Annotated in this window: 19 protein-coding genes; 9 read left to right on the forward strand and 10 right to left on the reverse strand. The window is 54.9% G+C overall.

Annotation, left to right across the window (positions count from 1 at the left end):
* The first annotated feature begins 14 nt into the window (after positions 1–14).
* Positions 15–755, forward strand: coding sequence for a DUF3108 domain-containing protein (locus JAO79_RS11740; protein ID WP_199007442.1), 741 nt, complete (start codon positions 15–17; stop codon positions 753–755).
* Here the strand turns inward: JAO79_RS11740 and JAO79_RS11745 are convergent.
* From JAO79_RS11745 to apbC, 4 genes are all read right to left on the reverse strand, one after another.
* Positions 746–2,029, reverse strand: coding sequence for a valine--pyruvate transaminase (locus JAO79_RS11745; protein WP_199007443.1), 1,284 nt, complete (start codon positions 2,027–2,029; stop codon positions 746–748). The genes JAO79_RS11740 and JAO79_RS11745 overlap by 10 nt on opposite strands.
* 63 nt (positions 2,030–2,092) lie before the next feature.
* Positions 2,093–2,692 carry a YjaG family protein gene (locus JAO79_RS11750; RefSeq protein WP_199007444.1) on the reverse strand — a complete coding sequence of 200 codons (600 nt, stop codon included), beginning with the start codon at positions 2,690–2,692 and terminating at the stop codon, positions 2,093–2,095.
* Positions 2,689–3,255, reverse strand: a complete 567-nt coding sequence (dcd, locus tag JAO79_RS11755; protein WP_199007445.1) for a dCTP deaminase — start codon at positions 3,253–3,255, stop codon at positions 2,689–2,691. The genes JAO79_RS11750 and dcd overlap by 4 nt, the downstream gene beginning before the upstream one ends.
* 235 nt (positions 3,256–3,490) lie before the next feature.
* The gene (gene apbC / locus JAO79_RS11760) at positions 3,491–4,591 is read right to left on the reverse strand and encodes an iron-sulfur cluster carrier protein ApbC (protein WP_199007446.1); all 1,101 of its coding nucleotides are present in this window, start codon (positions 4,589–4,591) and stop codon (positions 3,491–3,493) included.
* Between the two features lie 178 nt (positions 4,592–4,769).
* On the opposite strand from apbC, the gene metG reads away from it, so the two are divergent.
* The 8 genes from metG to nth are packed head-to-tail and all read left to right on the forward strand — an operon-like array spanning position 4,770 to position 12,978.
* Positions 4,770–6,803, forward strand: a complete 2,034-nt coding sequence (metG, locus tag JAO79_RS11765; protein ID WP_199007447.1) for a methionine--tRNA ligase — start codon at positions 4,770–4,772, stop codon at positions 6,801–6,803.
* 24 nt (positions 6,804–6,827) lie between these two features.
* The gene (gene rsxA / locus JAO79_RS11770; protein WP_199007448.1) at positions 6,828–7,409 is read left to right on the forward strand and encodes an electron transport complex subunit RsxA; all 582 of its coding nucleotides are present in this window, start codon (positions 6,828–6,830) and stop codon (positions 7,407–7,409) included.
* Positions 7,410–7,421: 12 nt separating this feature from the next.
* The gene (gene rsxB / locus JAO79_RS11775) at positions 7,422–7,994 is read left to right on the forward strand and encodes an electron transport complex subunit RsxB (protein ID WP_199007449.1); all 573 of its coding nucleotides are present in this window, start codon (positions 7,422–7,424) and stop codon (positions 7,992–7,994) included.
* Positions 7,994–9,811 carry an electron transport complex subunit RsxC gene (rsxC, locus tag JAO79_RS11780; protein ID WP_199007450.1) on the forward strand — a complete coding sequence of 606 codons (1,818 nt, stop codon included), beginning with the start codon at positions 7,994–7,996 and terminating at the stop codon, positions 9,809–9,811. The genes rsxB and rsxC overlap by 1 nt, the downstream gene beginning before the upstream one ends.
* Before the next feature lie 21 nt (positions 9,812–9,832).
* Positions 9,833–10,891 (forward strand): electron transport complex subunit RsxD, encoded by a 1,059-nt coding sequence (rsxD, locus tag JAO79_RS11785; protein ID WP_199007451.1) that lies wholly within the window; start codon positions 9,833–9,835, stop codon positions 10,889–10,891.
* The gene (gene rsxG, locus JAO79_RS11790; RefSeq protein WP_199007452.1) at positions 10,888–11,589 is read left to right on the forward strand and encodes an electron transport complex subunit RsxG; all 702 of its coding nucleotides are present in this window, start codon (positions 10,888–10,890) and stop codon (positions 11,587–11,589) included. The genes rsxD and rsxG overlap by 4 nt, the downstream gene beginning before the upstream one ends.
* A 2-nt stretch (positions 11,590–11,591) precedes the next feature.
* The gene (locus JAO79_RS11795) at positions 11,592–12,308 is read left to right on the forward strand and encodes an electron transport complex subunit E (protein WP_199007453.1); all 717 of its coding nucleotides are present in this window, start codon (positions 11,592–11,594) and stop codon (positions 12,306–12,308) included.
* 31 nt (positions 12,309–12,339) lie between these two features.
* Positions 12,340–12,978: an endonuclease III gene (nth, locus tag JAO79_RS11800; RefSeq protein ID WP_199007454.1), complete on the forward strand. Its 639-nt coding sequence runs from the start codon at positions 12,340–12,342 to the stop codon at positions 12,976–12,978.
* A gap of 77 nt (positions 12,979–13,055) precedes the next feature.
* Here nth and JAO79_RS11805 read toward each other — a convergent pair whose 3' ends face one another.
* The 6 genes from JAO79_RS11805 to surE all read right to left on the reverse strand — a co-directional run bounded on the left by JAO79_RS11805 (position 13,056) and on the right by surE (position 18,455).
* Complete coding sequence (locus JAO79_RS11805; RefSeq protein WP_199007455.1) at positions 13,056–13,631, reverse strand: chalcone isomerase family protein; 576 nt, start codon at positions 13,629–13,631, stop codon at positions 13,056–13,058.
* 195 nt (positions 13,632–13,826) lie between these two features.
* Entirely contained in the window at positions 13,827–14,822 is a 996-nt protein-coding gene (gene rpoS, locus JAO79_RS11810) for an RNA polymerase sigma factor RpoS (RefSeq protein WP_199007456.1), read from the reverse strand.
* A gap of 169 nt (positions 14,823–14,991) precedes the next feature.
* Positions 14,992–15,783, reverse strand: coding sequence for a peptidoglycan DD-metalloendopeptidase family protein (locus tag JAO79_RS11815; RefSeq protein WP_199007457.1), 792 nt, complete (start codon positions 15,781–15,783; stop codon positions 14,992–14,994).
* A gap of 283 nt (positions 15,784–16,066) precedes the next feature.
* Positions 16,067–17,032, reverse strand: coding sequence for a DUF368 domain-containing protein (locus JAO79_RS11820; protein ID WP_199007458.1), 966 nt, complete (start codon positions 17,030–17,032; stop codon positions 16,067–16,069).
* On the reverse strand, positions 17,032–17,688 hold the full coding sequence (locus JAO79_RS11825; RefSeq protein WP_199007459.1) for a protein-L-isoaspartate(D-aspartate) O-methyltransferase: 657 nt from the start codon (positions 17,686–17,688) through the stop codon (positions 17,032–17,034). The genes JAO79_RS11820 and JAO79_RS11825 overlap by 1 nt, the downstream gene beginning before the upstream one ends.
* Positions 17,685–18,455 carry a 5'/3'-nucleotidase SurE gene (gene surE, locus JAO79_RS11830; protein ID WP_199007460.1) on the reverse strand — a complete coding sequence of 257 codons (771 nt, stop codon included), beginning with the start codon at positions 18,453–18,455 and terminating at the stop codon, positions 17,685–17,687. Before surE ends, JAO79_RS11825 begins: the two co-directional genes overlap by 4 nt.
* Positions 18,456–18,467: the final 12 nt, after the last annotated feature.

The raw sequence follows: 18,467 nt of genomic DNA on the forward strand, positions 1-18,467 counted from the left end.
GAAGAGGCCTTCGAATGCAACGCTACCAAGCGCCAATCAATATTCTTTCGCTGCTCGCGGGGCTCTTATTTTCAAGCCTCGCAGCCAGCGCATCCACCAACAGCACTGCCACGGCAGAACTGACCCCCTACGAGGCCAGCTACACGGCGTCTATGTCCAAAGGCGTAAGCCTGAACGGCCAAGGCATCCGCACGCTCACCTCTCAGGGCAATAACGTTTGGCTGTACCGTACCGATGTCGATTCGTTCATCGCTGACATCAATGAGTCTCTGATTTTCAAATGGGACAACGGCCACGTTATTCCCTTACGCTATCGCTACCGGCTGTCCGGTTTTCTGATCAAAGACCGAAAACAGTCCATCGATTTCGATTGGCAAAACGGCATAGCGACCGGGAAATATCGCGGCGAATCGTTTGAGGTAAAACTTGAGGAAGGCACACTAGACCCTTTGGGCTACCAGCTGCAGCTGCATCAGGATTTGAAAGCGGGAAAGCGCGATATCACCTACCGCGTGTTGGATAAGGGCGACTACGACACCGACCGCTTTGCGGTCATTGCCGAAGAGAGCCTGAGCGATCGCGGTCGAACCTTGCAAACCCTGAAAGCCGAGAAGGTGCGCGAAGAAGACTCGAAGCGCCAAACCTTGATGTGGTTTGATCCCGAGCAAAACTATTTGCTGGCCCGCCTGCTTCAGGTCGAGCCAGATGGCAGCGAGTACGAGTTACGATTAAAAGATGCGCGGGTTCAGGACTGACCCGAAGCAGGCCGCTCTGCCCACACTGCCTTTACCTCGTCGGCAATGATACGCAGGCCATTAGCCACCTGCTCATCATCCTGCGAGTAGGTCACCCGCAGACACTCGTGGCGATGCTTCCAGTCATCATCCGGCAAGCCGGGGAAGAAATAGTGCCCGGACACCACCAGCACCCCACGCTCTTTCAACCGCTGGTATAGCTCCAGGCTTGAAATCGGCAAATCCGGGAACCACAACCAAAGGAACATTGCCCCTTCCGGCTTGTGGATGTACCAGCGGCAACTGTCTTCGCCCATCGCCACCCGAAATGCCTCGACCGCCCTTTCCATTTTCGCTTTGTAGAACGGGCAAATCACTTCGCGACTCAGCGACAAGATCTCGCCGGATTTCACCAGCGGCTCGGCTAGCATGGCACCGAAACTGCCCGTCGCCAGATTCATGATGGCGTTGATACCGGACAGCGCTTTGATGATCGACGCCGAGGCGATCACGATGCCCGTGCGAGCGGCCGGCAAACCGAGTTTGGACAAACTCAGGCAAAGAATGATCTGTTCATTCCAGGTCGGCTTTGCGTCCACGAACAACAAGCTCGGGAAAGGCGTGCCGTAGGCACCGTCCACTATCAGCGGAATATCCTGCTCGCGAGCCATCGCTTCCAGGCGCGCCAGCTCTTCATCGGTAATCACGTTGCCGGTCGGGTTGGTAGGACGGGACACGCAAATAGCACCCGTTTCACCAGTCACTTCAACCGCATCAAAGTCCACGCGATATTTGAACTCATGGGCATCGGTAAACGAAATATCAGGCTGTACCGCGTGGAACAAATCCTGATCAATGCCGGCATCGGCATAGCCGATATATTCCGGAGCCAGTGGCAGCAGGATGTGCTTGCGTTGCCCATTGCCGTACTCACCGCCAAACATATTGAACAGCATGAAGAAAGCTGCCTGGCTGCCGTTGGTAAGTGCGATATTCTCGGGCTTCAGCCCCCACCCGTATTCTTCGTTCAACAACTCAGCCAAGGAGGCAATGAACTGCTTTTCACCCTGAGGGGGATCGTAGATCCCCACCAGGCGGCGCACCTGATTCTCGTCGGTGGCCATCGTCGCTAAAATTTCCTGCACCCTCTGCTGAACTTCGGGGATGTGGCCTGGGTTGCCACCGCCCATCATGATCATATCTTCACCCGATGCCATGGCATTCCCCAGATCATCCATGAGCGAAGTGATACCAGCGTCAGCGGTGAACTTACAACCAAAAGCAGAGAGTTTCATGTCTCTTATCCGTTCTAAAGCGATTGAGGGAGTGTAGGAGAATTCTACTGCGGACTGCGGCAATCAGGTATCCAGGGAGATACCCAGATTGCTGACGCCTTCGTTTGAAGCATCGTTTCGCAGCTCTTCAATGAAGTCTTCACTGGGTACGCGCTGGCGCTTGAGTGCGAGCACCGTGTCGCGCTGGAAAACTTTATCTTCTTTGAGCAAAGGGTGTTGCTCGAACAACCGGATCAGCTCGTCGTCATCCATGCCCTCACCTTCCGACATTTCAACGAAATCCATGACGGTTTTGGTGGCCAACTGGGACGCGTCTGTTGCCCGGTGCTTGTTCGGGTTCAGGCGATTCAGCAAGGCTTGCTCCAGCAGCTGACAGAAGTCGAAAGCCGGGTATACGCCATAGGCATCGAACTCATCGACGTTGGGGCTGAGGGTTTCGAGCTTGCTGAGCAACTGCGGAATCGCGGCTTCCGAGGTGTCCAGCTGTAAGGTCCCCCAGGCAAGATCGAGCAGTTGGCGCATTTTGCCACCGCTTTTCATGCCGACTGCGTCTGCGAACAGCGCGTAGTTGGGGAAGGCTCGCTCGGCGAGAGCCAGCAGGTAGGCGCATTCGCGCCATCCCTGCAGCTGTGAAACGGCTTTTAAAAACTGGTTGGCGTTCATGTCCGCGGCAGGGTCACGCCTGTCTGGCCAAGGTATTTTCCGCCACGGTCTTTGTAGCTGGTTTCACAGATTTCATCAGACTCGAAGAAGAGCATCTGTGCCACGCCTTCGTTGGCGTAGATTTTAGCCGGCAGGTTGGTGGTGTTGGAGAACTCCAGAGTCACCTGGCCTTCCCACTCAGGTTCCAGAGGGGTGACGTTAACGATGATGCCGCAACGGGCGTAGGTGCTTTTGCCAAGGCAGATGGTGAGCACACTTCTGGGGATGCGGAAGTATTCTACGGTGCGCGCCAGGGCGAAGCTGTTCGGGGGGATAACGCAGACGTCGCCGGTGTAGTTGACGAAGCTGTTTTCGTCGAAGTTTTTCGGATCTACGGTGGCGCTGTGTACGTTGGTGAAGATTTTGAATTCGTTGCTGCAACGTACGTCGTATCCGTAGCTTGAGGTGCCGTAGGAGATGACGCGGCCTTTGTCGCTTTCACGAACTTGCCCGGCTTCGAAGGGTTCGATCATGCCGTGTTCTTCGGACATCCGGCGGATCCACTTATCGGACTTTATGCTCATGGAGAATTCTCGTTTCCAGCTGGGAAAAATTGGGGCGTAGTTTACCTTGTCCTTGGGGTTGTGTCGAAGGCTTTGCAGGTGGCTGCGCCACCAGGGACGACCGGCCAAAAACCGCTACGAGCACATCCATGTGCGCTTCTCTCAGGCCATCCTTGGCCTTCGAAATTTTTGGCCGGTCGTCCCTGGCGTCGCGAACAATCCTGGGAGCGTGCGCTCCTCAAGTCATCTAACTAAGTTACGGCTCAACTACTGAAACGCTTGAAATCGTTCCACCTAGATTCCGCTCCCTCGTGGACAGCTCCGCACCTACCCTGCGAGCAATATCACGGTAGCGGCGAGCCACTTCAGAATCGGGTTCGGCAACGACGGTTGGCGAACCGCTGTCGGTTTGTTCGCGGATGGTCATGTGCAGGGGCAGCTGGCCCAGCAAGGTGGTGTCGTATTCTTCCGCGATGCGTGCGCCGCCTTCGCAGCCGAACAGGTGTTCTTCGTGACCGCAATTGCTGCAGATGTGCACGCTCATGTTTTCGATCACACCGATCACGGGGATGTCCACTTTGCGGAACATTTCGATGCCTTTTTTACCGTCCAGCAAGGCGATGTCTTGCGGAGTGGTGACGATGACGGTGCCGGTGACCGGGACTTTTTGGCCCAGGGTGAGCTGGATGTCGCCGGTGCCCGGTGGCATGTCCACCACAAGGTAATCGAGTTCATCCCAAAGGGTTTGTTGTAGCAGTTGCATGACGGCACCGCTGACCATGGGGCCACGCCAGGCCATGGGGGTTTTGTCGGTGGTGACGAAGGCCATGGAGTTGGCTTGCAGGCCGTGGGCCTGCATGGGCACGAAGTATTTATTTTCGCGCACGTCAGGGCGTTTTCCTTCGGGCACGCCGAGCATCATGCCGATGCTGGGGCCGTAGATGTCGGCATCCAGGATTCCGACTCGGGCGCCTTCGGCGTGTAGCGCCAAGGCCAGGTTGACGGCGGTGGTGGATTTACCGACGCCGCCTTTGCCGGAGGCCACGGCGATGATGTTTTTCACGCCGGGGACCGAGGCGATTTCTTTGTTGATTTTGCAGGCGTGGATTTTTTGCGCGACATGCACTTCGGCGCTTTCTACACCGTCTACGAACTCAATCGCATTGGCGACGATTTGTTTAAGGCCGCCAGCAATGCCTTTTGACGGGTATGGCAACTCGACCATCAAGGTGACATTTCCCTGTTCGTCTGCCGTCAGATTTTTCACCGCCCCCAGCTCGTAAAGGTCTTTGTTCAGGTACGGGTCACGGTATTCGCGTACGGCGTCTTCAAGTGCCTTTTGGGGGATCTGGGTCATCGGTGTCTCCGGAATATGCTTATCACCCTGAATGCAGGTGAAAATTGATGGCTTGGAAGGTATCATCTGTGGCCGTTTCTGACCATATGGGGTCTTCGTCTGGAACAATCAATTCTGATTGTCTTCAAAACCCTGTTTGGCTTTCCACCCCGTATCAACATAAGGTTCGGACATCACCATGACGCAAGCGAGCAATCAACAGCGCGACATTCTGGTTACCAGCGCTCTGCCCTACGCCAACGGGCCCATCCATCTCGGGCACCTGCTGGAATACATTCAGACCGATATCTGGGTGCGCTACCAGAAAATGCGTGGCCACAACTGCTATTACGTTTGCGCCGACGATGCCCACGGTACCGCGATTATGCTGCGGGCCGAGCGTGAAGGCATTACGCCGGAGCAGTTGATTGACCGGATTCGCCAGGAGCATCAGGAAGATTTTTCCGGCTTCCACATCCAGTTCGACAACTATTACTCGACCCATTCGGAAGAAAACCAATACTTTTCCGAATACATCTACCGTCAGATCCAGGCCAAAGGCAACATCGCGACTCGCAAGATCAAGCAGTTCTTTGATCCCGAAAAAGAGATGTTTCTGGCGGACCGTTTCATTAAAGGCACCTGCCCGAAATGTAAGACCGACGATCAATACGGGGATAACTGTGAGGCCTGTGGCGCTACCTATACGCCCGGCGAGCTGATCAATCCTCGCTCAGCGGTTTCAGGTGCCACGCCGGTTGAGAAAGAGTCTGAACATTACTTCTTCAGACTGCCGGAGTTCCACGATTTCCTGAGTAAGTGGACGCGCAGTGGCACACTGCAACCCCAAGTGGCCAACAAACTGGCGGAATGGCTGGACGCAGGTCTTCAGGAGTGGGACATCAGCCGCGATGCGCCTTACTTCGGTTTTGAGATCCCGGACGCGCCGGGCAAGTATTTTTACGTTTGGCTGGACGCGCCAATTGGCTATCTGGCCAGCTTCAAAAACCTGTGTAACCATGAAGGTATCGATTTCGAGCACTTCTGGAAGAAAGATTCCACGGCCGAGGTGTATCACTTCATTGGTAAAGACATCATCAACTTCCACGCTCTGTTCTGGCCTTCGATGTTGCACGATGCCGGTTTCCGCACACCAACGGCGGTTTGGGCACACGGCTTTGTCACCGTTAATGGCAAGAAGATGTCGAAATCTCGCGGCACCTTCATCATGGCTCGCACCTATCTGGATCATTTGAACCCGGAATATTTGCGCTATTACTTCGCCGCCAAGCTTACCGGCGGTGTCGATGACATGGACTTGAACCTCGAAGATTTCGCCGCGCGGGTGAATTCGGATCTCGTCGGCAAGGTGGTCAATATCGCCAGCCGCAGCGCCGGTTTCATTACCAAACGGTTCGATGGTCAGCTCGGCCAAGTTACCGAGAAGGAAAAACTGCAAGAATTCATCGACGCTGGCGAACAAATTGCGGAGTTTTACGAAACCCGCGAATTTGGTCGTGCCATGCGCCGGATCATGGAGTTGGCCGACATTGCCAACCAGTACGTGAATGACGAGCAGCCCTGGATCATTGCCAAGCAGGAAGGTCAGGACGATAAGCTGCAGGCGATCTGCACGAATGCGATCAACATGTTCCGCCTGCTGATGACGTATCTGACGCCGGTATTGCCAAAGACGGCACAGGCATCGGCATCGTTCCTGAACGACCGCCTGACTTGGAATGAGCGTGCGAACCTGCTGGAAAATCACGGCATCGACAAGTTCAAACCTCTGATGAGCCGTGTCGATATGGCCCATGTTGAGAAGATGCTGGATGCTTCCAAGGAAGAGATGCCAGCCGCTGCAGGTCAGCAGCAGGCTCCCGCGTCTGATCTGGAACCCATTGCAGACGAAATCGAATTCGGCGATTTCGCGAAGGTGGATCTGCGTGTGGTGAAAATCGTCAAAGCTGAGCATGTAGAAGGTGCCGACAAGCTACTTCGCCTCACTCTTGACGTGGGACATGGCGAGCGAAACGTGTTTGCGGGTATTAAGTCTGCCTACAAACCGGAAGAGCTCGAAGGCCGCCTGACCGTTATGGTTGCCAACCTGAAGCCTCGGAAGATGAAGTTTGGTATGTCCGAAGGCATGGTTCTGGCCGCAGGGCCGGGCGGGAAAGACATTTTCATTCTATCCCCGGACTCCGGCGCCACGCCGGGCATGCGGGTGATGTAAGCAGCAACAGCAGAGACGCTCCTGATGACAGAGTATTTGCTTATTTTGGTCAGTACGATCCTGGTGAACAACTTCGTGCTGGTGCAGTTCCTCGGGCTATGTCCTTTCATGGGGGTTTCCGGAAAACTGGAAACCGCCATGGGCATGTCGCTGGCAACTACCTTTGTTCTGACGCTGGCGTCTGTGTGCAGTTACCTTGCGTACACCTACTTGCTGGAACCACTGGATCTGGCGTTCTTGCGCACCATCACTTTCATCCTGGTGATTGCCGTGGTTGTTCAGTTCACCGAAATGGTGGTGCGCAAAACCAGCCCTTTGCTGTACCGGGTTCTGGGCATTTTCTTGCCGCTTATTACCACCAACTGTGCGGTATTGGGTGTCGCGCTGCTTAACATCAACAAGAACAACAATTTTATCGAATCTGTTCTGTACGGTTTCGGGGCAGCGGCCGGTTTTTCTATGGTGCTGGTTCTGTTTGCGGCGATGCGTGAGCGCATTGCAGTATCAGATGTCCCTGTGGCCTTTCGCGGCGCCTCCATTGGCCTGATCACGGCCGGTCTGATGGCACTGGCCTTCCTGGGCTTTACCGGCCTGGTTGCGGTCTGAGGAGCACGCACGATGTGGATTAGTTTCCTGATTGCCGTCACCGTGCTGCTCACGTTGGCGTTGGTATTTGGTGGATTACTAGGATTTGCTTCCGAACGCTTCAAGGTTGAGGGCAACCCTCTGGTCGATCAGATCGACTCCCTCCTGCCCCAAACCCAATGCGGCCAATGTGGCTACCCGGGCTGCCGGCCTTATGCCGATGCCATTGCTGAAGGTGATGCCATCAACAAATGCCCCCCCGGGGGTGAAAGCACCATAAAAGCTCTGGCTGATCTGCTCGATGTGGAGCCTCAGCCTTTGGATGCCGAACACGGCGCCGAGCAAGCCGTCCGCGTTGCGGTGATTCGGGAAGACGAGTGCATTGGCTGCACAAAATGCATCCAGGCCTGCCCGGTGGATGCCATCCTCGGCGCAGCGAAGCACATGCACACGGTTATCGAAAGCGAATGCACGGGCTGTGATCTGTGCGTGGAGCCTTGCCCCGTTGATTGCATTGATATGGTCACCGTTGAAACGGACATCCGTACCTGGACACCACCAGCACCGAGCATTATTGCCACTGATCGCCAGGGAGCCACCGTCTGATGAGCCAGTTGTGGGATTTTTCAGGCGGCATTCATCCGCCCGAAAACAAGATTCAATCCACCCGTCGCCCTATCCGGCCGGCCGGTATTCCTGAACGCCTGATCCTGCCGTTGCAGCAACATATCGGTGTGCAAGCTGAAGCGTTGGTCAATGTAGGTGACCGGGTCCTGAAGGGCCAGAAAATAGCCGACATCACAACCGGCATGGGTGTTCCGGTTCACGCACCGACCTCCGGCACCATCCAGGCCATTGAACAGCAACCGGTCCCCCACCCGTCAGGCATGTCGGACCTATGTGTGATTCTGCAACCGGATGGTGAAGACAAGTGGGTCGATCTGCACCCCGTGGTGAACTATCAAAAACTCGACCGGGACGAAGTGTTGCAGCTGATCCGCGACGCGGGCATTTCTGGCATGGGCGGTGCGGGCTTTCCGACGACCATCAAGCTAAGACCACCTCGTGACCGCAAGGTTGAGACGCTGATCCTCAACGGTGCCGAGTGCGAGCCTTACATCACAGCTGATGATATGACCATGCGCGAACACGCCGCCGAGGTGGTGTCGGGCATGCAAATTATGGCGTGGATTTTACGCCCCTCCCGATGCGTTATTGGCATTGAGGACAACAAACCGGAAGCGATTGCTGCCCTGCGCGAAGCGGTAGAAGGCACTCAGATTGAAGTGACGGTCATCCCGACCAAATATCCGTCTGGGGGTGAAAAACAGCTGGTCCATATTCTGACGGGCTTGGAAGTACCCAGCGGTGGCATACCGGCAGACATCGGAGTGATGTGCCAGAACGTGGGCACAGCCGTTGCCGTCTCGCGCGCGATCCATGAAGGCAAGCCGCTGATTTCGCGGATCGTGACCATCACCGGTGACGCCGTGCAAGAGCCCGGCAATTTCGACACTCTGCTTGGTACACCGGTCAGCGATTTGTTATCCGCGGCCGGGCTGCAAGCTCAGTTACTGAACCGTTTGGTGCAAGGCGGCCCCATGATGGGCTACACGCTCACCACCGATGCGGTTCCGGTGGTAAAAACCTCCAACTGCGTAATTGCTGCAACCGCTCGGGAACTTCAGGCTCCGCCGCCAGAGCAGCCCTGTATTCGCTGTGGCCAATGCGCGGAAGTATGCCCGATGGAACTCTTGCCTCAGCAGCTTTTCTGGTACTCCAAAGCGGAAGAGTTCGAGAAAGCCGAGCACCTTAACCTGTTCGATTGCATCGAATGCGGGGCCTGCTCTTACGTTTGCCCAAGTTCAATTCCCTTGGTGCAATACTATCGCTTTGCCAAAGGCGAAATTCGCAACCAGCGCGAAGAACAACTCAAATCGGACCGAGCGAGAGAACGGTTCGAGGCTCGCCAGGCGCGTCTTGAGCGGGAGCAGCAAGAAAAAGAACAGCGCCGCAAAGAGCGAGCGAAAGCCGCCGCCGAAGCGCAGGCGAAAAAGAAGGCCGAAGCCGAAAAGGCAGCAGCAGAAGGCGACGCCGCTGACGACCGGGCAGCCAAAGCGGCTTTGGTGCAGCAGGCACTGGAGCGCAAAAAAGCCAAAGCCGCCGAGGCCAAACCTGAGCCTGCACCGGCTGCAGAACAACCCGATTTCGAAGCGCTGGAGAAACAGGTCACCCAAGCCGAAGCCAAGCTCAATACCATGCAAGGGATGCTCGACGAGGCAAAAGCTCAGCAAGCCGACAACGTCGACAAACTCGAGCGCGCGGTCGCAAAAAACCACGAGCGCGTTAAACGGGCAAAAGAGGCGCTCGCCGAAGCCCGTAAGCAAGTCCCGGCTGAACCCGAAACTCCGTCGTCCGAGTAACTTATTTCAGGCTGATCGTTCATGGCATTAATTCAACAGTCTTCTCCTCACGCCCGCAGCGCGCGCCCCACATCGCGCGTTATGCTGTGGGTCATTCTCGCAGCACTTCCGGGCTTGCTTGCCCAAACCTTGTTCTTTGGCTGGGGTAACCTGATCAATGTGATTTGGTGCGTCGCACTGGCAATTGCTACCGAAGCCCTCGTTCTGAAGCTTCGAAACAAACCGATTGGCTTTTTCTTGCGTGACAATACGGCGGCGGTCACCGGCCTGCTGCTGGGGTTATCTCTGCCGCAACTGGCGCCCTGGTGGGTCTCTGCGGTTGCCGTCATTACCGCCATTGTGGTGGCGAAACAACTCTACGGAGGCTTAGGCTCAAACCCGTTTAACCCGGCCATGGTCGGGTATGCTCTGGTGCTGGTGTCGTTTCCCGTTGCCATGACAACGAACTGGGCTCAGCCAACCGCACTCTGGGCTGGGGCACCGGGATTTGGTGATACTCTGGCTACAATTTTTTCCGCCAGCCAAACCGCGGTCGATGGCTGGACCATGGCCACGCCTCTGGATGAATACAAACACAAAATTGCCACACACACCGCAGCCGAAGTGCTGCAACACCCCACTTTTGGTGAGCTTGTGGCTCGAGGCTGGGAGTGGGTTAATCTGGCATTTCTGCTGGGCGGGCTGGCGCTTATCGCCCTGAAAATTATCAGTTGGCACATTCCGGTAGCGTTTCTTGCCGGCATCACTGTTATGAGCCTGGCGTTTGGCAGCAATGCCGATCAGTACGTTCCACTGCAGCTGCACCTGTTAGCCGGCGGTACCATGCTTGGCGCGTTCTTTATTGCCACAGACCCCGTCTCGGCGGCCACCAGTCATCACGGCAAGCTTGTCTACGGTGCCAGTATCGGTGTGCTTGTTTACCTGATCCGTACCTGGGGCAACTATCCGGATGCGGTCGCCTTTAGCGTTTTATTGATGAATTTTGCGGTGCCCTTTATTGATCATTACACACCACCGCGTACCTATGGGCACCACAAAGCACGTCGTGGTCTGCCCAGCAAAAACGGAGCGAAGTCATGAATGCAATGATGAGTTCCGTTCGCCGTAGCGCCATTGGTTTGGGCCTGTTCGCTGTCATTACCGGCGGCACTATCGCACTGACCCAAGGTGTCACTAAAAACCGGATAATCGAACAGGCTGAACGCGCTGAAGCCAAAGCACTGTTTGAAATCATCCCGGAAAGCCAGCACGACAACGATTTGCTGAAAGATGTTGTGACGCTGCCGGCAGACTCCCAACTACCGTCGCAAGATCCGGTACAGGTATGGGTTGCCCGGAGCAGCGGCCAACCGGTCGGGATTATCATGCCCACTACCGCCCCGGACGGGTATTCTGGCGACATTCGCTTGCTGGTGGGCATTAACATGGATGGCGAGATCATGGGCGTTCGGGTGACCAATCACCGTGAAACACCCGGGCTGGGCGACCGTATAGAAACCCGGAAATCCGACTGGATTTACAATTTCGACGGGCGTTCCCTCAGCAATCCGCGGCCCAGGCTTTGGAATGTCAAAAAGAACGGCGGTGTCTTCGACCAATTCACCGGTGCCACCATCACTCCGCGAGCCATCGTGAAAGCCGTTCAACGGTCGCTGGTCTATTTCCAGGAACACCGGCAGGATATACGGGAACGCTTGAACGAAGCGCTACCCGGCAATCCCAACACGCAGCGCCCCGAAGTCATTGCGGGTGAACTCAACACTGCGGAGCATTCGTGATTATGGCCACCAAAACTTCTACCGAAATTATCAAAGAAGGTCTATGGACCAATAACCCTGCCCTGGTACAGGTGCTAGGGCTCTGCCCATTGCTGGCGGTCACCAGCACCGTCGTCAATGCCATTGGTCTAGGGCTTGCTACCTTACTGGTTCTGATCGGCTCTAATCTGTCGGTCTCGCTGATCCGCAATTTTGTCGGTGAGTCGGTCCGCCTCCCGGCCTTTGTGATGATCATCGCCTCATTCGTGACCTGTGCAGAACTGCTGATGCAGGCATTCACCTATGAGCTTTATCAAATTCTCGGCATATTCATTCCCCTGATCGTAACCAATTGCGCCATTCTGGGTCGTGCTGATGCTTTTGCCTCCAAAAACGCGCCCCTGCCCGCTCTCCTTGACGGTGTCATGATGGGGCTGGGCTTCCTGCTGGTCTTAATCCTTCTGGGTGGTATGCGGGAATTAATTGGCCAGGGGACCTTATTTGCCGATATGCATTTGTTGCTCGGCCCGGATGCCGCAAACTGGACCATTCGCCCTTTCGAGCACTACCCCGACATGCTGTTCATGGTGCTTCCGCCGGGTGCGTTTGTGGGGCTGGGCCTTCTCATTGCACTGAAAAACAGTATTGACCAGCGCCTGAAAGAGAAGCAATTGGCTGCAGCACCTGTGCAGGCAGAAGCAGGTAGCAAACGCGTGCGGGTGACCGGCACCGTTTCCTGACTGTCATGAACGACTCTATTTCCGGAAGATCATGAACAAAGATAAGCGTACCGAAATCTTCACACGCCTGAGAAACGAGAACCCGAATCCGACCACCGAGCTGAACTACAGCTCTCCGTTTGAGCTACTGATTGCGGTGATTTTGTCGGCACAAGCTACTGACGTTGGCGTGAACAAAGCCACCGACAAACTTTATCCGGTAGCAAATACCCCGGAAGCCATCTATGCACTGGGAGTCGATGGGCTCAAGGAATACATTAAAACGATCGGTCTGTTTAACAGCAAAGCCGAAAACGTGATCAAAACCTGTAAGATCCTCATCGACAAACATAACAGCGAAGTGCCCGATAACCGCGAAGACCTGGAGGCTTTGCCGGGCGTCGGCCGAAAAACCGCCAATGTTGTACTGAATACCGCCTTCCGGCAGCCGGCTATGGCCGTGGACACCCACATTTTCCGGGTCTCCAATCGCACCGGTATAGCGCCTGGCAAGACCGTATTGGAAGTAGAAAAACGATTAATGCGCCTGGTGCCAAAAGAGTTTTTAATGGACGCGCACCACTGGCTCATTTTGCACGGTCGATACACCTGTGTCGCGCGAAAGCCCAAATGTGGATCCTGTCTGATTGAAGATCTCTGTGAATTCAAGCAGAAACGGGATTACCTGTAAGGCCCTTAAAGCTTTACCCAAGGCACAAAAAAACCGGCAACAGCCGGTTTTTTTGTGCCTTGAAACCTACTTGATCCTTAGCTCTTGCCAAGCATCTTAGCCTTCAAGTCTTTCTGGGCGGGTTCGTCTGACAGCCAGATTCCAAACAGCGCCTTTTTAAATTCAAAGTCACCCACGGTATCTTTTTGCTCGCCATTCTTGAACACCTGCACGCCAGTGCCTGGAACGTACACGAGCTCAAACACGTCGCTTTCTTTGATTTCCTCTCCGAACACAGCGAGGAACTGGTCAACGTCGGACTGAATGGCGGACAGGTCGCCGTCAGTTGCCGCCTTGAAACCGTCCATCGTAGCCTCGGTCATTCGATCGCTGGTGATCATGCCAGAGGTTATATGCAAAGCGATGGCTTGTGGCTCATCTGCATTAATAACGGTGCCGCCATCGCTGACTTGCTCTTGAACGTATAGACCACCAACGTATAGATCCATAAACCACTTCGAGCGCGTGCCCGCACCGTTCAACATAAGTTCCTGGCCTGCTGCCGTGTAGGTGTCGGGAATATCAACACCGGCCACTTCGAGAGCATGCACGGGCGTTACCAGTGCTCCAGCCAATAGCAAAGAGGCAAATCCCGTTGTAAGTGTCTTCTTCATCGTCCTTTCCTTCCATCATTATTATCGAACGCGGTTTCGTGCCGAGGCCGGCACACAGCCTCCAACCGACGCCACATTCTAGCAATGAAGGTAAACTCGTCATCGGCACCTGGTTCTCATTTGATAGTGACCATAAATGAAAAACCGGCCATGTTTCCATCGCCGGTTTTTTATTCGCCTCAGATCGAGCGCAACCTATTCGAATAACAGGTTACTAGAAAGGCCTTCTTTTTCAAGGATTTCTCTTAATCGGCGCAGAGCCTCCACTTGAATCTGACGCACACGCTCCCTAGTCAGTCCGATTTCCTGCCCGACTTCCTCGAGGGTACTGATCGGATAACCCCGCAAACCAAATCGGCGCGACAAGACTTCCTGCTGCTTGTCACTCAACTGGTCGATCCAGTTTTCAAGGCACGAATTCATGTCGTTGTCTTGCAGTACGTCCGCTGGATCCGACGCGCCTTCGTCGGCCACGGTATCCAGAAGCGACTTATCACTGCCGGCACCGAGAGGTGTATCCATCGAGGCCACACGCTCGTTAAGCCCCAGCAAGCGCTTGACGTCCTTGACCGGCTTATCAACCAATTGGGCAATGTCTTCTGCGGTTGGTTCGTGGTCCAGCTTCTGAGTGAGCTCTCGTGCGGCACGCAGGTACAGATTGAGCTCTTTAACCACATGGATGGGCAAGCGGATGGTACGGGTCTGGTTCATGATTGCCCGCTCGATGGTCTGGCGAATCCACCAGGTTGCATAAGTCGAGAACCGGAAGCCCCGTTCCGGGTCGAACTTTTCAACCGCTCTGATGAGCCCCAGATTACCCTCCTCGATCAAATCGAGAAGTGTGAGCCCGCGATTGACATAGCGCCGGGCGATTTTCACCACCAACCGCAAGTTGCTTTCAATCATCCGCTTACGACCAGACTCTTCGCCCTTTCGGGCCAAGCGTGCGAAATACACTTCTTCTTCTGGTGTTAGTAAGGGGGAAAAACCAATTTCGTTGAGGTACAGCTGAGTGGCATCCAGCTGCTTTTGGGAAGCAAGAAACTTCCCGCGGTAAGTAAGGTCATCTGATTTATCGACTGCCGCTTTGGTAGCTGGCGTTTTGCCGGGCTTACCTTCGGTCAACATCGACTCGTCCAATTCGTCTACTTCTGCTACGCGATCAATGACGCCTTCTTGCTCTAGTGACATGATGCATCCCGCCTCTCAATAATCCTGTGATCGCCCTCTACATCTTATTATTCCGGGCCCATCGTTTTTGGTTCTGTTCAGGATATTAATGTTTTTGTTGGCAATTTCCGTTGCCGTTTTTCTTGTTTTGCTTTTTGCTGATCCCGGCTCCCTTCGGAAACCACTTTTTCTAGCGCCTTGGCAGGTATCGGGCGGGATCGACCGGGTTGCCATTTTTTCGGATTTCAAAATGCAACATCGGTTTGTCCGTACCGCTACTGCCCAGTTCGGCAATGACCTGACCTGCTTTTACGCCCTCCCCTTCTTGCACTAAAATCTTGCGATTGTGTGCATATGCACTCAGATAATGTTCGTTGTGATTCACAATAATCAGGTTACCGTAACCAAGCAACCCGTCCCCTGCGTAAACCACACTCCCATCGGCTGCTGCCTTAACAGCATCCCCGGGTCGGCCAACAATATCAATGCCTTTATTGACTTTTCCCGACGTAGAATACGAAGCAATTACGGTGCCAGCATGCGGCCAACGCCACTTGATATTGGCAACGGTCTGACTACTCTGTGAGCCGGACCGTCGAACCGAAGGCGCTTTCGATACCGACTTTACCGGCGCCGCTTTGGCCGGCGGCGTTCTCGATGCCGGTGGTTTCGCAGCCGGCATTCGCCTGGCCTGAGCTGTCGAATCCGCGCTATGTCGGATCCGCCCCTTTCGGTCCAGCCTTAAAACTTGTCCTGCTTTTATGTTCCAGGGAGGCCTCAAACCGTTAGCATCTCCCAGCTCCCGGTAATCCCGACCATAACGCCAGGCAATGCCGTAAAGGGTTTCACCACTCTTGACCACGTGGCTCCCCCAATACACCGGTGGGTTATAACGATCGTCGTTGTAGATGGCAGCTGTATTACAGCCGGAAAGAAAAATCGCAGAAAGAAGAAAGATAACAACGGCAGGCAGCGGGCTCATGTACGAACGGCCGCCCTCGGAGCGTCCGCCTGGTAGGCAGTGCTTATCGAGGCTCGCTGAATGGTGATGCCTGCTATAAAAAGTCACAAATAAGCCAACGCCTGATTATAATAAATCCATCTAAGAAACTGGACGTGCTGCACGCACATTCTTATGTTTCAGGACTAACCTTCTAATATATTGCACGTTTCGGCAGTGATTCCAAGTTACTGCTGACTCAGGTTTGTTACCTTCCGGAACACGTTTTTTGTGCGCCAAGTAACACTTTCAACATGCAAGCCTCTCAATCCCGAGCATCCGAACGCTGACGCCCGATCATTTCCAGCCCCACCACAATCATCAGGCCCACGCACGCCATTAACCCGGCCAGGCCCACCAATGGCTCTTGGCCATGCAGGGTAGCCCAGGTCTCAGGGCTTACCGGTAATTGAGTCAATGGCACCTGCTCTCCGGAACTGTTCGTACGCCAGCTCAAGGTTTCCTGCCATGGCCAAACCTTCACAAGAGCGCCGATCATAAAGCCCGTAAGCAAAGCCAAGACGGTGTCGTGAGCGTGTTTGAATGCCAGCGTGATAAGGCGGGCTACTGACAGCAGGCCGATCACACAGCCCGCCATGAACATGCCCAAATCTCCGAGAGCGGCACTTTTTATGGCCGATAAAACCGGTGCATACATACCGATAATCAGTAACAGAAAGCTGCCAGAAATGCCCGGTAAAATCATCGCGCAGATCGCTAAAGCCCCGGCCCCGAGAAACGCCAGAGCTGAAGGATCCACTTCATTGGCGGGCAGCGTTGTTACCCACCAGGCAAAGACCACGCCCGCAATCAATGGCAGCAATAACACAGACGAATAGTGTTTTACCTGCTGCCCCACGTGCCAGACGGACGCAACGATCAACCCGAAAAAGAAACTCCAGATTAGAATGGGATGCTGATCCAACAACCAGGTGATGAGCGACGCCAGGCTGGCAACGCTGGTCAGGATGCCCGCCAACAACAAGACCAGAAAAGAACCGTCAATGGCCCGCCAGAATCCGGAAAAATCGCCGCGAAGCAGCTGTCGGAAAAAAGCAGCCGGTGCGGCACTGATCGCTTCGAGGAGTCGAAAATAAATTCCCGTAATGAAAGCGATGGTGCCGCCAGAGACACCGGGTACGATGTCTGCCGCGCCCATCGCCATGCCTCTCATAAAAACACCGACCGGATGATGCGTTCGGTTTTCTCCGTTCCCTTGCAACTCGGACATTAACGGACCACCCCACCCAACAAGGGAACAAACTTGACCGGTTCCAGTTCACGGCGCTCGAAGTTATCACCGTGGCGCACTATTTCGACCAACACCTGATCCTCTTCGCCGACGGGCGCAATCAACACTCCACCATCCGCAAGCTGGTCCAGCAAATCTTTGGGAACATCTGCCGGTGCCGCTGTCACAATGATGCCGTCAAAAGGGCCGCGGTCGGGCCAACCCATGCCGCCATCTGCATGCTTGAGCATCACGTTGCGGATGTTGAGCTGGCGCAGCCTGTCACGGGCCCGCTCTTGCAACGGGCGGATTCGCTCGACGCTGTAAATCTCTTTAAACAGCTGGGAAAGCACTGATGTCTGATAACCTGAGCCGGTCCCTAGCTCCAGGACCCTCTCAGGCTCATGAGCCAGGAGAAGCTCTGTCATACGGGCCACAATATAAGGCTGGGACAGGGTTTGGCTGTAGCCGATCGGCAGTGCCGTGTCTTCATAGGCCCGGTGAGACAGGGCCTCATCCAGAAAGATGTGCCGCGGGATTTGCCCAATGACTTCCAACACCCGGTCAGACTCTATGCCCGATTCCCGCAAACGTTGTACAAGGCGCATTCGGGTGCGCCGGGAGGTCATTCCAATACCTTCAATCTGAGCATTCATTGATCTACGACCTCTACTCCGGTCAAGCCACCAAGCCAATCCTTGAGCTCCGGGAGCGCTGCATGTCTCGTCATATCAGTATGAACAGGCGTAATCGACACACATTTTTGACTGACCGCATAGAAATCGGTTCCCGGCCCGGCATCGCCCCCCCGGCCTGCGGCGCCGATCCAGTAACGTTTCTTACCTCTTGGGCAGGTGACAGGAACAACGCCCTCAGCGCGCTCACGATGCCCCAGCCGGGTGATGCAAAACCCGGCGATTTCGTCCCACGGGACATCGGGAACATTGACGTTGAGTATGGATCTTGGCCCAAGAGCGAGGGTGCGAGGATTTTCCAGCAAGCGACGTACAACCTGAGCGGCCGTTTCATAATGGAAGCGCCCTTCGTTCGCCAGAGATACCGCTATGGCCGGTAAACCAAGATGGCGGCCTTCGGTAGCGGCTGCTACCGTGCCGGAATAGATAATGTCATCGCCAAGGTTTGCGTGGGTATTAATGCCAGACACCACTCGATCAAAAGGTTTGCTGAACAAGCCATTGACCGCCAGGTGCACACAATCCGTAGGTGTGCCGTCAACCGACTGAAAACCGTTAGGGTGTGTTTCGACCGTCAGTGGCCGACTCAATGTCAGAGAGTTGCTGGCACCACTGTGGTCGCGGTCCGGTGCAACTACCTCCAGCTCACCCAAACCTTGCAACCCCTCATGCAGGGCAACCAAGCCAGGCGAATGAACGCCATCATCATTCGACAGTAGAATTCGCAAAGTGATCTCCAG

It is taken from the genome of Marinobacter litoralis (assembly GCF_016427555.1).
In the GTDB taxonomy this organism is placed as follows: domain Bacteria; phylum Pseudomonadota; class Gammaproteobacteria; order Pseudomonadales; family Oleiphilaceae; genus Marinobacter; species Marinobacter litoralis_A.

Bases quoted from the DNA above. Each gene is read 5' to 3' on its own strand.
- JAO79_RS11740 (WP_199007442.1), top strand. From the start codon at position 15: ATGCAACGCTACCAAGCGCCAATCAATATTCTTTCGCTGCTCGCGGGG.
- JAO79_RS11745 (WP_199007443.1), bottom strand. From the start codon at position 2,029: ATGAAACTCTCTGCTTTTGGTTGTAAGTTCACCGCTGACGCTGGTATC.
- JAO79_RS11750 (WP_199007444.1), bottom strand. From the start codon at position 2,692: ATGAACGCCAACCAGTTTTTAAAAGCCGTTTCACAGCTGCAGGGATGG.
- dcd (WP_199007445.1), bottom strand. From the start codon at position 3,255: ATGAGCATAAAGTCCGATAAGTGGATCCGCCGGATGTCCGAAGAACAC.
- apbC (WP_199007446.1), bottom strand. From the start codon at position 4,591: ATGACCCAGATCCCCCAAAAGGCACTTGAAGACGCCGTACGCGAATAC.
- metG (WP_199007447.1), top strand. From the start codon at position 4,770: ATGACGCAAGCGAGCAATCAACAGCGCGACATTCTGGTTACCAGCGCT.
- rsxA (WP_199007448.1), top strand. From the start codon at position 6,828: ATGACAGAGTATTTGCTTATTTTGGTCAGTACGATCCTGGTGAACAAC.
- rsxB (WP_199007449.1), top strand. From the start codon at position 7,422: ATGTGGATTAGTTTCCTGATTGCCGTCACCGTGCTGCTCACGTTGGCG.
- rsxC (WP_199007450.1), top strand. From the start codon at position 7,994: ATGAGCCAGTTGTGGGATTTTTCAGGCGGCATTCATCCGCCCGAAAAC.
- rsxD (WP_199007451.1), top strand. From the start codon at position 9,833: ATGGCATTAATTCAACAGTCTTCTCCTCACGCCCGCAGCGCGCGCCCC.
- rsxG (WP_199007452.1), top strand. From the start codon at position 10,888: ATGAATGCAATGATGAGTTCCGTTCGCCGTAGCGCCATTGGTTTGGGC.
- JAO79_RS11795 (WP_199007453.1), top strand. From the start codon at position 11,592: ATGGCCACCAAAACTTCTACCGAAATTATCAAAGAAGGTCTATGGACC.
- nth (WP_199007454.1), top strand. From the start codon at position 12,340: ATGAACAAAGATAAGCGTACCGAAATCTTCACACGCCTGAGAAACGAG.
- JAO79_RS11805 (WP_199007455.1), bottom strand. From the start codon at position 13,631: ATGAAGAAGACACTTACAACGGGATTTGCCTCTTTGCTATTGGCTGGA.
- rpoS (WP_199007456.1), bottom strand. From the start codon at position 14,822: ATGTCACTAGAGCAAGAAGGCGTCATTGATCGCGTAGCAGAAGTAGAC.
- JAO79_RS11815 (WP_199007457.1), bottom strand. From the start codon at position 15,783: ATGAGCCCGCTGCCTGCCGTTGTTATCTTTCTTCTTTCTGCGATTTTT.
- JAO79_RS11820 (WP_199007458.1), bottom strand. From the start codon at position 17,032: ATGTCCGAGTTGCAAGGGAACGGAGAAAACCGAACGCATCATCCGGTC.
- JAO79_RS11825 (WP_199007459.1), bottom strand. From the start codon at position 17,688: ATGAATGCTCAGATTGAAGGTATTGGAATGACCTCCCGGCGCACCCGA.